The sequence below is a fragment of the Photobacterium angustum genome (assembly GCF_002954615.1).
In the GTDB taxonomy this organism is placed as follows: Bacteria; Pseudomonadota; Gammaproteobacteria; order Enterobacterales; family Vibrionaceae; genus Photobacterium; species Photobacterium angustum_A.
In genome coordinates this window covers 1-17,817 of record NZ_MSCJ01000003.1, presented here as the reverse complement: position 1 = coordinate 17,817, position 17,817 = coordinate 1, and the positions used below count along the sequence as shown (strand labels likewise).

At 41.1% G+C, this 17,817-nt stretch carries 3 protein-coding genes; all 3 read left to right on the top strand.

The window, feature by feature from the left end:
- Window positions 1-194 precede the first annotated feature (194 nt).
- On the top strand, window positions 195-3,926 hold the full coding sequence (locus BTO08_RS14830) for a GEVED domain-containing protein (RefSeq protein ID WP_146108436.1): 3,732 nt from the start codon (window positions 195-197) through the stop codon (window positions 3,924-3,926).
- On the top strand, window positions 3,899-10,318 hold the full coding sequence (locus BTO08_RS14825; RefSeq protein WP_105061493.1) for a GEVED domain-containing protein: 6,420 nt from the start codon (window positions 3,899-3,901) through the stop codon (window positions 10,316-10,318). The genes BTO08_RS14830 and BTO08_RS14825 overlap by 28 nt, the downstream gene beginning before the upstream one ends.
- Before the next feature lie 315 nt (window positions 10,319-10,633).
- Window positions 10,634-17,817, top strand: a 7,184-nt coding sequence (locus BTO08_RS14820) for a GEVED domain-containing protein (protein ID WP_242446272.1), incomplete at its 3' end; no start/stop codon positions are given.

The following is a 17,817-nucleotide window of genomic DNA, read 5'->3' as shown; positions in this document are numbered from 1 at the left end:
AAAGTGTTTTTTATTTGGTCTGTTTATTGCTTTCTAAAAATATAGATGTCTGGCTTGATATTTAAATTAGCATAAATGGTTTGATGGTAATCAAGTTAGATATTAATCATTAATATCTAACTGTGCCTCAAATTAAAGGAGTGTATTGTATGTTTGAAATAATAAAACTAAGTCTAAAGTTTTATATATTTATAATGATTATAATCACTTCCCATAATATATACGCAAACCAATATGATTTTGGTGACATCCATGATGATGGAACTAACGCTACACCATCGACATTAGCTGCAAATGATGGTGCAAGGCATTTATATATTGAAGCGGGTACAGAAACTGGCGTTATTACGAATAGTACCTTAGTACCCGCAGTTAATGGCATAACTTGGACATATCAGAATATGCCGAATAATAGTAATGCTAATGGCGCTAATCTTAATGACATGCTAGTGATAAACAATCTTTTATTGGCCCAAGGCGCAAGTTACTCAGGTGGTAATGGGTTCGATAGACTGGTACTTGGTCATGAACAAAGCTATTACGTCATTGTCTCTCAAGGCACCGCTGCGTGGCGGGTAACATGGCCTAATGGACGCTTCTTAAATTTAAATAATGTCGAAGAAATATTGTTTGGTAATGTCAGAACGCAAGTCGCTAGTCCAATTTATTTAGGTTCAGTAAAACCGGACACGGAAGCAGGCACTTATCAGTCACTTCAAGCCAATCTCGATGATACTAATAATGGTACCAATAGTACTGGAAGTAATGATGAAGACGCTTATCAAAATACAACGCACTCCATTCCATTAACGACTTTTTCTCTTACTATTCCATGTAATGATCACGATGGTAGCCAAGATTTAGGTGCAACAGTGTATGCTTGGGTTGATTTTGATGGAGATCAACAGTTTGAAGTGGATGAATATGCACAAGCAAGCTGTATTGATAATAACGATAATACTAATGGTTCTGCGAGCTTAAGTTGGACGGGACTTTCTAATGTATCAAATGGTGATCAATTCTTACGATTACGTATTACGTCAGACAGTTTGCCATCAGATGATGTATTAACCTCATGGGATGAACGTTCGTTAGGTGCGGTAGATGATGGTGAGATTGAGGATCACATTTTAACTATCATTGATGCTCTCGAGATCGAGGAAGATGAGGATCCTTCTTCTCCATTAGACTATGGTGATGCGCCAGATAATGAAGATTTACAAAATGGATATGGTGCTAGTCAATATGCAACATTACTTGCAAATGATGGTGCTCGTCATGTGATTGATAATGCGATTTGTTTAGGAACAGCTAACAGTGTTGATTGTTCAAATCACATATCAAGTGAGCTTGATGGTGCTTCCGGTTTATTAGCAGCGACTGATACTTTTGATGATGGTGTAGTGTTTAATGCAAATGATGCAACAGCGTCGGCGAGCGGTCTTAATGTCATTTATACCAATCATTTTCAAAATGGTTCGGACACCTTAGTAAATAACCAAATATCGGTAACCGCATCAACAAACGGACATATCAGTTTTTGGCTCGATCTAAACCAAGATGGCGATTGGGATGACACTGTTAATGGCAGATCTGAGCTTATAACAACAGAAGCTGTTACTGCTGGTGTGAATACTTTTAATTTCTTAATTCCAAGCAGTGCAGTTCATGGCGAAACTTATGCCCGCATTCGTTATGCAACGGACGCTAGCGAGATTGCTTCATCGGTTGGTGTCGCCTCTGATGGTGAGGTTGAAGATTACCTTGTCCATATTGTCGCTCCGCCTTTATCTTTAGGATCTTGTGATGCAGGACAAATTGTTAATGGTGATTTTGATATACCTACAGGCACACCGTCGGAAGGGTTAACGAATGAATACTTCAAAGAAGAGAATGTGCCCGGTTGGTCTATAGGGCCAGATTCGTCAAATTCATTCACAACTTATGATTGGTCATCATTAGGAAACTTGGTTCAGTCTCGATCTGGTTACGGTCCAGGTAATGCCACGACACCAACCGGTGGCAATATGGCTGAACTCAACACATTTATTCCTCAAATGTACTACCAAGATATAATGACGACTCCTGGTCAAGAATTGCATTGGCAGTTTTATTGGTCTCCTCGCCGCAATCTCTCTGGAGGTAATCAACAAGCTGAATTGAGTATTGGTGGGCCAACATCATTAGCTCAAATTCAATTAACAGGACTTAAAGCGAGCACAGATGTCGGCTTCATTCACTATATCGGCGTATATACTGTTCCTGCTGGGCAATATATAACGCGCATTGCTTTAACGCCTCTACAGTGGGTTAATGATGGAACGGGTAACTTAGTCGATGGGGTTAGTGTCGGCTGTAATCTTCCTTATGATTTTGGTGATGCGCCTGATGGAATCAACGGAGTGCCAAGTTATAAAACATTGATCGAAAATAATGGTCCTGCGCAGTTGGTATCAACTTCATTGCGTTTAGGTCAAATAGATACAGATATAGAGTTAAATGGTCAACCAACAGCCAACGCTGATGGTGATGATAATAGTGAAACTAATGATGAAGACGTGTTAGATCTTTATTATCCAAATAACATTATTAATGTAGGTAGCGATACAGGTTCACACATTATACGTTTTGAGCCGATGACCAATACGACAGGTAGTTCAGCTTATTTTTATGGTTGGATTGACTGGAATAAAAATGGCATTTTTGAAGTAGATGAAGCTATTAATCGTACCAATGGAGGTATTACAGGCGAAGCTTTATATACCAATAATGCGACTCGCTTTGATGTTGGATTTATATTGCCTAATAATCTCGTGAACGATTATTACTTTATGCGTATTCGCGTATCACAGGATCAAATAGATCTTCAAGGTAAGTCAGGTACAGACGAAGATCCACGTTCTTTAGGCATTGTTGATGCCATCGGTGATATCGAAGACCACCGTGTTTATATTGGACGTTTTGATCTTGGTGATTTACGTGATACGGCATTAGGTACTTCTTCAACTAATACCAGTGTTGATTACCATACTCGTATACATGATGAAGGTCCTGCGCATCTTCCAAGTGCAAATCTTTATATTGGTACTAATCCGACCGATCCCGATCCTCATAACCGTTCAACGTACAATACAACTTATACGGCGTCACACCCTACAACAGATGATACTTCTGGTACGCCAACAGCTACACGTGATGATGAAGACTCTTTACCATCCACCCAAGTAACCGTCAATGAAACGGATAATTTAGTAAGCTTTGACTTGTCAGTGTCTAACAACACTGGCGCTGATGCTTATCTCTATGCGTGGTTAGATTCAGATCGCAATGGTCAATTGGATGTCGGTGAATTAACGTCGATCGGCAGTCCTGCAGATGATGGCGCAATAGTGATTCCTGATAATGGTGGCTCAGCGACTAATTACAGCGTGACTTGGGGAAATATTACTAGTTGGCCGTTAGTGAATCAGCATTATGGTATTCGTTTCCGCTTGTCTGAAACTAAATTAGCACTCGCTGGTGCCACGAATACAGATGAAGACCCACGTGCTCTTGGGGTGCAATTAACCCAAGGTGAAATCGAAGATTATTCTATTCGAGTAGTCGCAAGTGGTGGGACGGGAGGTGGGTCATCACAGTCAGATTTTGACCGGGATGGTGTACCAGACATTATTGATATCGATGATGATAACGACGGTATTTTAGATGTCGATGAGCTTGGATATGATCCTAATTATATCTACAGAGATTACTTTGATGCTGCGAATCCAAACGATCCAAATCAATGTCCACTTGTTAAACATACTGGTGATGGTTTCTATTATTCACCATCACATGTAGGTGGTGTTGGTGATAGTAACCCATCAGTAATGCATTGGTCTGTGCTGGACAAATGGCAATGGGAAGTAACACTGGTAACCAAGTGAATAACACTTGGCAAGGTTATGGTGGTAGTTGTAGCAGTGGTCGCTATTACGCATATTTAACATTGTGTAATGAGTTTGATACGGCAGGGCGCTGTAATGGACAAGGCTTAAATGCAACATCATTTAATGACGAATTCTATCGTGTATTACCACAATACCTACCGTCAGTCACATTACAAGCAGGCGAAACATACCGTTTACGCGTTCTGATGTCACAAACAACGATGACGCCAACGCAAGGTGTGATTAATAATCAAATCATTAATCCAAATGAAACGATCATTAATGGTGAGCATTATTATACGTTTGATTACACACCTGCAGCCAACGAGCCATTAACCACCTTAGCGGTGAGAAATAACTTTGTCGCTAGTGGTAGTAACAATAGTGGTCAGGGTAATGACTTCGCTATTTGTGGTGTTGAATTCTTAACACGAGATTTAGCGGTTACTCAAGAGGGACACCATCAAGATATTGATGCTGATGATGACGGTATTCCTGATAATATCGAAGCACAAACCTCTGATGGCTATATTTTACCTAATTCAGATACCTTCGCTCAATATATCTCCAATAATGGTCTGAACACAGCTTATTTAACCACGAGTTCAAGTGGTGGATTGGGTTTAACACCCGTGAATACCGATGCAACTGCGCTAGTTAATAGCGATACGGTACCTGATTATGTTGATGCAGATTCAGATGCTGATGGGGTTGCTGATGTTGCTGAAAATGGACCAAGTCATCCAGATTCAATCACAAGTACAACCGATACTGATGGTGATGGTTTATTAGATATCTTTGACTCGATCAACGACTCAACAGTTATTGGTACATCGCCAGGCAACTGGAGCCCAACAGATGAGGTTACGGCTGATACGGTTGCACATTTGAAAACAATATTTGGTGATGCGGATTCTGATTCTGTTGACGGTGCAATTACGCCTTTACAAGTCGATTTAGATTACCGTGATGCTGAAGTCACATTACCTGTATTCGAACATGGTGACGCGCCATCAAGCTATGGAAGTGCCTCTCATACACCGAACTCTGTCGCAGTACTATTGGGTACTGAAATAGATTATGAAACCGCAGATTGGGGTGATGGTACTGATGACAACGGTGATGCCACTGATGATGATACCCTTGATGATCCTGTTGGCGGTATTGATGATGAAGACGGTATCGCGTCATTGCCTGATATTAATGTGGGGGCAGATACCTCTTATACTCTTGCGGTTAATGTGAATAATGCGCATCCAACCAACGCAGCGATATTACATGTTTGGTTAGATCATGACGGTAATGGCACGTTTGATGTTGATGAATACCAAACAGCGACTATTCCTGCTGCTACAGGTGTCACCACAGAAAATATAACGTGGAATGGCCTAACAGGCATGAGTACCGGTACGCGTTACGTTCGTGCCCGTATTACAACAGATAATTTAACCACAACAGCGACAGGTAGTGCGGCAGACACGCGTGCGACAGGTGTCGCAGCGGATGGTGAAGTAGAAGATTATCCAATTGTCTTTATTTACGAACACCCAACAATTACTACTCCATCTACAACAGATACCGATAATGACGGTGTTATGGATAGCATTGACGTTGATGATGATAATGACGGTGTTTTAGATGTTGATGAAGGGTTAATGTGTGGTGCTCCATCGATTGATGATATCGAATGTTCCGATGTCTTGGACTATAACTGGATTAATTGGACATCTACAAACGGAAGCACAACAGCAACTGGTACGATTACATTAAACGGCACTGTTGTAACCGTTAATTACACTGGTTCTGTTTTAAGTCTTCAAAACTTTAATGCGTTTTCAGATTCAAATGAATATTGTCCTGCGGCATCAGGGATTAACTTTCTTCGAACATTAAATGCAGCAACACACGAATTTAGTTTTAGTACGCCGATTATTAACCCAATATTTCAAGTTTGGTCTTTAGGTAGTGGCGGTACGGGAGTGACTTATAACTTCCAACAAGATGTTAAAATATTGAGACAAAATGGTAATTTAAGTCAATCAGGGAATAATATAGTTGGTTTTGAAGGTGACGGTTCTATTTTAGGAGAAGGAGTGTTATCGCAGATCAATTGGACGGGAGGGTTTGAAAATTGGACCGGTATAACAATAGCGGCAAGAGATATTCAACAGCTTGATGGTAATGGTAATCCACTTTGTACAACAATTGATACTGACTTGGATGGTATTCCTGACCATGTCGATTTAGACAGTGATAATGATGGTATTCCGGATAATGTTGAAGGACAAACAACGGCTAATTATGTTGTACCTAATAACGATACATTAGGCGATTACACTACCAACAATGGTTTAAACACAGCATATATTACAGCTAATTATGGTCAAGATGGTGTTACGCCAAACAATAATGATGGAACAGATGAGCCAGATGTCCGTGATACAGATTCGGATAACACAGAAACGGATGATACGACCGAGGCTGGTTTAACTTTATCCGGTGTTGATGCCAACTTTGATGGTATGGATGATGCGATTTTACCACCACCATCACCAACCGCTATTTGGCAATCAGGTATTGTTAATTCGTCGACAAATACGACATTAACATCAACCGTTGATCTTCAAAGTTACTATCCATCATATAACGGTGTTGAGTTAGATTGGCGTACGTCATTTACGCCAGATTTTGGTGATGCGCCAGTACCTTATAAGTCAGCAAGTCATATTTCATCAATTACGCCAGAGCAAACCTACTTAGGTGCTGTATTACCTGACTTTGATGCAGGAAATTGGGGGGATGGAACCGATACTAATGGTAATGCCTCTGATGATGATTCTATCGATGATCCAGCAGGAGGTATCGATGATGAAGACGGTGTGAGCTTATTGCCATTATTGGTAGGTGCAACAGCCTATAGTATCGATGTTAGTGTAACTAATACATTGGGTACGGATAGTTATCTTTATGCTTGGATTGATTGGGATAACAACAATCGTTTTGATAAAGATGAACTAGTGGATGCTGGTGTTATCACGATACCTGATACGACAACTCAACAAGCCCAATCTCTGGTTTGGAGTACATTACCAGCCATCGCTCAAAACACGCCTTATTATTTACGGGTACGTATTACTTCTGAGGTCTTGTCGGATACCGCGACAGGCAGTGATGAAGATCCGCGTTCATTTGGTGAAGTGATTGATGGTGAGGTAGAAGATTATCAATTACTCGCGAGTATGATTGATTTTGGTGATGCGCCAGATACCACTTCAGCTGCATTAACTTATGATTATCAAACGACGCTTGCTAATGATGGCGCGAGCCATGTAAAAGCAGATACGGATGGTGATAATCAAGTCGACATTACCCTAGGAACAGCGTGGGATGCTGATACGGGCGTGTTAGAAAATACGACTGCGATGGCGGATGACTTAGACGGTACTGACGATGAAGATGGCGTTACGTTACCTACAGAAGCAGCACCAAGCGACACGATTGATATCGAAATTACAGTAACGAAAGACGCACAATCCACCCTTAATGGTCTCCAACTTTACGCCTGGATGGATTGGAATGCCGATGGTGTATGGGATCCGGTGACAGAGTTAGTGGTGAATCAACCAACCGCAGCACAAGGTATGTTGACTTTCCCAACCACCATTCCAACAACCGTCACGTTAGGCAATATCTACTTACGCGTCAGGGTGTGTTCTACAGATACCAACTGTAATACCCCAACAGGGGCAGCCACTGATGGTGAGGTCGAAGATTACCGTATCATGATCAGTAATTTCCAAGTCAATGATGTGTGTGACCGTTTCTATGTCACGCAAGCACCAAGTGATCCTAATTACAGTTTCTCTGCGGTAACACCAGTGCAGCCATTGAGTTTCTCATTTACCACACTAAATAACAGTGTTGTTTACAGTGGACTGAACTCGCTGGCCATAAACCGTGATAATGGACGCATGTACTCTACGTATCGAGATGGTGCCGGTAATTTAGCGGTCATTATGACAGATAGAACAGGTGTGACATGGGTACCGATGGGGGCTCCTCGCGCTGCGGGTAATTACACGGTAAGCCGTATTGATGGCGGCACATCGAGAAGTGTCACCACGGGTAATCCATTAAATACCGCTGCAGGGCTATTCGGGCTATTCCCACCTGTCTTACCTCAGTCAAATATGGGGACATTATCCCGTGATGGAACGAAATATTATGTGACGCATTCAACGTGGAGCAGTTACTTAATTATTGATATTCCATCCATGACCTTTGAAGTGAAACCTACACCGTCAGCCATGATTGATACCGGAACAGGGCTATTGAGAACCAGTGCGGACTGGGCGATTTCAGAAATCGATGGCAATATTTACTCTGTGGATTTGACAGGTAGAGGGTTTGCAGCAGGACTGACGTTCACCCTGTTAGAGCCGACTCAGCCTAAGCTTTATATCTTAGATCCGGTGAGTAATACGGTCACGGTTGAAGACATTAACTTCCAAGGTAAAGCACCGAATGCGTGGAGTGGTGCTGTTGTTACCGATGATGTGAACCACTTATATGCGATGACCAACTTTGGTCATCATGATACCAATCAAGATGGTGCTTATGATATCACTTCCGACAGAGTGGCGATGTACCGTATCAACCTTATCACTAAACAAGGTAACTATATCGTTGCCAGTGATAAGACCCAGCTTGGTTTCCAAGATGCATCGGGCTGTATTGCTAGCCGAGATAAAGGGGATGCACCAGAAAGCTATGGTGAAGTAGGCCATAGAAATCGTGATGTGAGCCTACAAGGTACGCCAGACTTAATTATGGGTACGGTATGGGATCCAGATATTTATCCATTCTTTAGCGCCGATGCAACGGGTGATGATGTGACCGGTAGCGATGATGAAGATGGGGTCACCCTACCGAGTGATATGCTCGTTGGCGTATCGAATGACATTGATGTTGTGGTGACAGGCGGTAGTGGTCATATCAATATCTTCATGGATTTAGATAACGACGGTACCTTCACGAATAACCCTGGTGAGCATGTGGTACAAGACTTCCCTGTTACCGCAGGTCTCAATACGATCCCGACTTTCTTACCAACAGGGATCAGTAATGGGCATGATGGCACCACCTTTGTTCGAATCCGTCTCTGTAGTGCAGCGAATCAATGTATAGCGCCAACAGGCACAGTGGATAATGGTGAGGTAGAAGATTACACCGTGAATGTGCTTCAGCAAATGTCTATCAGTGGCATCATCTTTGAAGATAACGGTGTCGGTGGTGCAACAGATGCCCATGATGGTATTCAAGATGGCACAGAGCGAGGCCTTGCGAACTTTAAAGTACAAGCCATTTATAATGGACCGAATATTACGGGTTATAACACCGGTGACATCATAGCAACGGCGTTAACAGGCAGTGATGGTCGTTATACGTTTGCAGTGCCAGTGATATTAGCAGGGCAGCCAATCATTGTACGGGTTGGTTCAAAAGCCAATTGGATTGATATCAGTGAAGCGGATGTTAGCGGTATCCCACAAGTGACAAGTACCAGTGTCACGGATAACCAAATGACCGTTGTACTGCAAGCGGGTGATAACTTATCAGGTCTTAACTTTGGTAAAGTTAGTGAGCCGTATATGGAGCCTGATAACTTTACAGAAATAGAGCCAGGAGGCTTAGCGCTATTTAGTCATAAATTCACAGTCAATACCCAAGGTAATGTTAACTTCAATATCATCAATAACACGACAGGCCCAAGTGGTATTGGCGGTTGGTCAGCGATACTCTTTATTGATAATAATTGTAATGGCGAGTTAGATGGTGGCGATAATCAAGTCGTGAACCCAGTCGCCACAACAGCAGGCTCTTCTGTTTGCTTACTCTCTAAAGTGCAATCGCCGAGCAATGCGCCAGCGAACAGTAATTACAATTACGATATAGAAGCGGACATGAGCTTCGTTAATAGCGGCGTCACTCGACAATTAACCGATACAGATACAGTCAGAGTGACATTTGCTGGCAGTGGTGAGTTAACGATAGAGAAGACCGTACAAAACATTACTGAAGGAACCCCACCGGGGACGACAAACAATGCCAAACCGGGTGATATTTTAGAGTATGTCATTACCTTTAAAAACTTCAGTAATGCCAATATTAGTGATGTAAAACTGTTCGATTCAACCCCAGATTTCACCGAGTTGAGTCAAGCCGTACTATGTTCAGATGCGACAGTACCAACGGGGCTAACATGTACCGTTTCAACTACTGATGGAACGAATCAAATTGGTTACGAAGGAAATATTGAATGGGATATGGCAGGTACAATGAGTGCAGGTAGCAGTGGACAAGTCATTTATCGCGTTAAAGTGAATTAAATACAATTCGTTATTTAAAAAGCGCCACATAAGTTGGCGCTTTTTTTATTGCATGTTTTTAATTAATTAAATTGATATTTAAGTCATATTCTATTTTCTAATAAATGAAACTAATAATCCTAAGTAATAATATATTGCCTTTGTTATTTTTAATAGTTAAAGGGTTTTATATATGTAGGAATGGTTTTTACTATTCATTCTATTCTTTCTAATAAATAATAATGTTCGGTGTTTCTTGTTTTTTTGTTTTTCATTATGTAACTAATCAACTATTTTTAATTTTTGTCCGCATTTCATTGTTTAAGGGATCTCATTATGTTGAGTTATCTTTGGTTAAAACATTTGGTGTTATTATTTAAGTGTTATTTTCTTAATAAGAACACTAATCTTGTTTTTATTATTAATATATCAAAGGTGAGAGCTTTTTCAGTATTTACGGATATCATATCTTATATTTCTTATGGTATTAGAAAATTAAATAAAATACGAAGTGAGAATGTTAAAGATATTATTTTTATTCTTGTTTTTTCATTAGTTAGTGTTGAGGCTTATGCGACCAAAGATTATGGTGATGCGCCTGATGATTACAAAACGATAATATCAAGTGGCGGGCCTAACCATGTGGCAAGCAGTAATTTATTTATAGGTGATGTTGCACCTGATATTGAAACTGATGGTCAACCCAACAGTGATGCAACAGGTGATGATGCTAATGGGGATGATGAAGAAGCTTTTACTTCGCATATTGTATCGTATAACGATGGTGATAGTACGTATTCTACTGACGTCAAAGTAACTAATTTGTCGGGTGTCGTTGCAAACTTATATGGCTGGATCGATTTAAATCAAAATCAAAAATTTGATACCAATGAATTTGCGAGCATCACCGTTCCAAATGGATCAAATGGCAGCAATGTTACCTTAGTTTGGAATGATTTATCTGAAATACAAGACGGACTGACGTTTGCTCGCTTTCGTTTAACGACAGATGATTTAGCCAGTGGAGCTGCTCTAACAGGACTTGGTCATATAGGACATGATAGTTATGGGGTATTCGTTAATAGTGATGAAACACGAGTTTATGCAATAGCACATCATCGAAATCCACATGAGCCTGCCGTGTTTTGTTATGACATCATAACTGGTGTGCTGTGTCCTGGTTATGATAATGGTACCGGTAATCCAGATGGTAAACATTTTGATACCGGAGCTAATCCGAATACAAGAACACCACATCAAGGTAATCATATTGTTGTAAATAGTAAAATTTATATTCCGACTGAATATGGGATGTCATGTTGGGATATGGACACCGATAATTCGTGCGGTTTTGTTTCATTCATGGGCGCATTTGGCAATGGTAAAACAGATACCGCCAATAATTGTGGCAGCACAGACCATACTTGTCGTTCAATGCCAGGGCTTGTCGGTAATCAAATGTATGTGATGGATGACTCAACAAAAATTGAGTGTGTCACGACCATGATGACAGATTGTTCTGGTTACCCTATTGATATTACCAATGTTGTTGGATTGGGGGTTACTGGTGCTGATACCAGAACTGAGGTTATTGGTGATCGTGTTTATTTTGCATATTCTCGCAATGCTGGTCAGCGTTTTGTTTTGTGTTGGGATACAACTAATGATGAGGTTTGTAGTGACTTTAACAGCCAGCAACCGGTTCTTCTTTTAATACAAGAAGATGATGCAGAAAGAGATAATTTTTTTGTATCGTATGACTCAGCATCAAACCCAGTTGCTGTTTGCGGTGGTGATGCTTCTATAGATCCGGTTATTTGTGTTGACATTACGACGGGACAAATTAATAACGCTCTATTAAACGGTATTAATTTTAATACCCGTGGCATGTACTTCCAAGAGGTGGCTGCACTAAATAGTTTAGGTCAAATGGTGACCTATTTTGCTGATCTAGATAATGCAATATCTTATAACTGGGCAACAGGAACACAAACCACTTATACCAATTTAAATGATCCAGGTCGTCAGTTTCATGCTGCACACGATGGTGGCAATGGCTGTATTAGATATACCATGCAAGGTGGCGTTAAAGAGCTTGATGTATCACAAGGTATGCCAAGTGCTAATGTATCTAATTTCGGCTGTAGCTCATATAGCAGCAGTAATTTTGCGACAGATGCAACGAATGGTGAAATTGAAGATCATCAATTTACGATACAAAAGAACACAACACCAACATTGCCATCTACTGGTACAGGCTCTGATTTCGATAAAGATGGTGTGCCAGATAGCCGAGATCTAGATGATGATAACGATGGTATTTTAGATATCGATGAAGGCTGTACTGTCGTTCATAGTGAAAACTTTGAACGTTTTGCTGATGCGTTTAATGAAATACCAAGTTTACAAGCTGCAATCGAGGCGACAACAGCAGAAGCAACAGGTTTTGAATCAACAGGGCAATATCTATTAGAACCAAGTTTAGTTCCTGCTTATTTAGGGGGTACAACACCGACAAATTCTCAAGGTCAACAAGTCGGTTCGTATTTAGCAGGATCAGGTTGTTCAGAGACAACGACTATTTGGGATGATGGTAATAATAACGTTTACTTGATTTTTGGTACGCATGATTATCAAGGTGGAAGTGTACCATCAACAGATGTGTGTGAATCAAATGATCCTAAACAAGTCGGTTATATATATAAACCCATTAATCAACTTCCAGTTAAACCTAATACGAATTATGTTTTCAGTGTTGATGTAAAAATAAATACTAATAATTTACAAGGTCATCCATCTAATACTGTTCCAAATGCAGAGCCTGAAATTCACTTCTATGTTGATGGTGTCTCCGTTGCCCAATATATCCCTGATCGTTCTGCCTCTATTACGACTGCAGAATATATAACATTTAACTATACATGGAATAGTGGAACGAAAACGTCTATTGATTGGGGTATTTTTAATACTACGACTGAAAGTTCAGGTAATGACTTCTCGATAGATAATGTGTTATTCCAAGCTGCTGATACAACGAATGCAACGGCACACTGTCAGGATATTGATGCTGATGATGATGGTATTCCTGATAATATTGAAGCGCAAACAACAGAAAGTTATATTTTCCCTGCCAATGATGATGCAGCAACATATAACGCAAATGATGGCGTTAATAGTAACTACATTACTACCCAAAATGGTGGCCCGGGTTTAATCCCAGTCAATACTGATGCGACCTCTTCTATTCCTGCTCGTGTTGATGTGATAGCCGATTTCCTTGATACCGACTCAGATGGTGATGGTGTATTAGATATTGCAGAAAATGGTCCTGATAGTATTCACCCTGGAAGTGGTGCAAATACCGATACTGATGGTGATGGACTTTGGGATATTTTTGATGCTGTAGACAGTAGTGGAGCCGGCGTATGGCACCCTCAAGATGAATTAACAGCATCATTACTTGTACAACGCGTTGCGTCATTTGGCGATGCTGATGGCGATGCTGCACAATTTGAACCATTAGCAAAAGATCTTGATTTTCGAGATGGCGATGAACCAAGCCTAGCAGTCGATCTCGATTATGGTGATGCGCCTGATGACGGTGATGCTAATGCAGGAGGAGATTATATTACTCTTGCCGCCACAGGTGGCCCATCGCATATCGTTCCTACTTCAGGAGCAACGGTATATTTAGGTTCGATTGCACCAGATGTTGATGATGGAACACTTCAAAATATGGGGGCAACATTAGATGATACAACCGAAGTTAGTGCTGGGGTTAATGATGAAGATGCCTTTACAGCCCCAATACCAATTCAATCAGATGCAACAGGGTTTAGCCAACAAATAGCCTGTAATGGTGATGGCGCCAATGTTTATGCATGGATAGATATCAATAATGATGGCGTCTTTGAATCGACAGAAGCCGCGCAAGCTGCAACATGTTCTGATACGGGGGGCGGTGATGGAAGCGTGACGCTGACGTGGTCTGGTTGGAGTCCGTTAAGTACAGGCAACACTTTTATGCGGGTGCGTATTACGTCAGATACATTGACCGACGCTAACACCGGTGATGCACTTGATAGCCGCTCCATTGGGGCTGCAACTGATGGTGAAGTTGAAGATCACGTGATAACCATTTCATTAACTCTGCCACCTCTTACACAATGTAATACCATTAATATTGGTAGTTTCGGCGTTTATGCTTTACGTACTGATTTTATGGGGACACAAGTTCTCGACCCAACAAATTATGGTTCAACGGGGACTTACAGTCGTACCGATAACCTGACTATTTCACATTCCAATAGTACAACGATCAACATGACGGCTGCTGAATTGCTTGAACAGTATCAAGTTGTGACAGTTGCTAGCGATAATGGCATTAATGCAGACTTACTCAAAGCGTATGTTGATATAGGGGGGGTCATAATATATGACTACCACCAAAATGGTTCGCCAACACTCCAAGCATTTGGTGTGACTGTCAATGAAATTCCAATATTGAGTGATAACACCCAACGAACGATTGATGTTAAAAATTCACCGATTAATAATCGTGTGTTTGGCAATATGATCGGTCAGCCTAATATCATTAATACAAGACCGAATGCGGTATTAAAAGGTACGCTCCCTTCAGGTAGCCAACTTTTTGCTACTTTTATTGATAGTGATGCAATCGAGCGCCCAGCATTATTTACAGTTGGTGATGGTAATCGCGCCATTATGATGTTCGATGAAATGTTTATTGAAGGTCCTGGGCAAATATGGGAATACGACGGTGCGATTGATACAAACCAAGAACGTTTTATGCACAACGTTTTGGCATATGCATTAGATCAAGCCCTTTGTGCAACAACGCCTGATGTAAAAGACTATGGGGACGCGCCAGCCAGTTATGGTAGTGCGTCACATGAACAAGGAAGCGAGATTGTTCGTTTGGGAGCTACTGTTGATTATGATGTTAGTGATTGGGGAGATGGTATCGATGATAATGGTGATGCGACCGATGATGATACGGTAAATGACCCTACAGGTGGCGTCGATGATGAGGATGGTATTACATCTTTACCTGATCTTAATATTGCACTCGCAACCAGTAATACTTATACGCTATCAATTAATGTCAACAACTCACATCCAACGAAAGATGCGACCCTTCATGCTTGGTTAGATATTGATAACAATGGCACTTTTGATGTTGATGAATATCAAACTGTAAATATACCTGCAGGGACTGGTACGATCACAGAAAATGTTAATTGGAGTGGTTTATCAGGATTGTCTGTAGGCTCTCGTTTCGTTCGAGTACGTATTACGACTGATTCATTATTGACCTCAGCGACAGGCAGTGCACCCGATACTCGTGCTAATGGCTTAGCGAGTAATGGTGAGGTTGAAGATTATACGATGGAGTTAATCTACTCTAATCCACTGACACCGACCGCATGTAGTACTGTGAATGTTGGTAGTTTTGGCGTGTATTCTTTGCGAACAGACTTTATGGGAACACAAGTTCTCGATCTAACTAATTACGGCGCTGCAGGAACGTATAATAATGTCGACGCTATTAATATCACGCATACAAACACAGCACAGATTAATCAAAGTGCAGCTGAATTACTTGAGCAATATCAAGTAATAACAGCTGCCGATGATAATGGTGTTAATGCTGCAGTATTGAAGGAGTACGTTGATTTAGGGGGAGTGTTAATATACGACTACCATCAACAGGGTTCGACAACACTTCAAGCATTTGGTGTGACAGTTGATGAAATTCCAATGTTGAGTGATAACACCCAGCGCACGATTGATGTAAAAAATGTCCCAATGAATAATGGGGTGTTTGGTAACATGATTGGCCAACCTAATATCATAAACACAAGACCAAATGCGGTATTAAAAGGCACACTTCCTGCCGGTAGCCAAGTACTAGCGACGTTTGTTGATAGTGATGCAATTGAACGTCCTGCCTTGTTTACCTTGGGGGCTGGCAATCGTGCCATTATGATGTTTGATGAAATGTTTATCGAAGGTCCGGGGCAAATATGGGAATACGACGGTGCGATTGATACAAACCAAGAGCGTTTTATGCACAACGTTTTGGCATATGCATTAGACCAAGCGACATGTTATTCAGATTCTCTTGACTATGGTGATGCGCCTGATACATACAGAACACTCAAAGCCAGTGATGGTCCTTCTCATACCTCTTCTACAGATCTTTATTTAGGTACAATAGCAACAGATGTTGAATCTGATGGTGTACCTAATAATGATGCAAATGGTGACAATAATGCAGATACTAACGATGAAGATGGTATTGCACCATATAGTTTAGTTGCGCATAACAACTTCATTAGTCATGCAATTGATGTCACCAATACTTCAGGTTCTGAAGTGTATCTCTATGCGTGGTTAGACCTTGATAGAAGCGGTACTTTTGAAGTAGATGAATTATTTAGTACAGGTCGTGAAACTGATGGCAGCTATGGTGTTGCCTCTAATTCTTCTGATGACGCCGTCATTAACTTAAACTGGCGCTTCACTGATACTGTTGCTGACGGTTCACTCTATATGAGGGTGCGAATTTCCGATCAGTTACTTGATGTGTCTACAGCCAGTGGTAGCGATCTTGATCCCCGCTCTTATGGCTCAGGTGGGCAGGGTGAAGTTGAAGATCATAAGGTTGAATTAGCTTTCCCAACGACAACAGGGACTCAATGTGTCTTTGATTTAGCTTCTCCAAGCTTTGAGACGCAAACTTCGAAAGCAAGAGGAAGTAGTATTGTAGTTCTCGATTCAGATGGTCCATGGTATAGCTGGACTGAATACGGAACGATTGACCATTTTGATGGCACACTACCGACGTGGTTTGATGTGTATACACCAACCGATGGCTCTCGATTTGTCGGCATGGTGTTTAACGCAACCAGTAAAGAAGGTTTGTCAATAGATCTGAACCAACCACTGGTGGCAGGTGAAACATACAAACTGACGTTAGATATTGCAGGTGGTAAGAATAACGGTGGTAAATTTAACGGTAATGCAAATTTAGACGTTAGAGTTTGGGGTAACCCTCAGCAAAACGTTGTCTCTAGCGACCCTCTTCAACCACCGACAGGGCATGTTCAACTGGCCCAAGAGACAGTGACTTCACGAACAGCACTAACGACTCAAGAAATCTTATTCACCCCCGCTCAAAATATGAACACCTTGAGTTTGTCTGCATTTACTAGTCAGGCAATTAATAATGGTGCTAATAACTATGGAATTGCTTTTGATAATATTTCACTGATTAATAATTCCTCGGCTTGTAATCCCGCTTATGACTTTGGTGATGCGCCTGACGGTATTAATGGTGAAGTAAGCTACAAAACGTTAGCTGCAAGTAATGGTCCACGCCAATTACCATCAACAACTTTACGTTTCGGTGTAAATGATACTGATGTTGAAATTGATGGATTATCAACTCTATTTGCTGATGGTGATGATAATAGTGAAACTAACGATGAAGATGC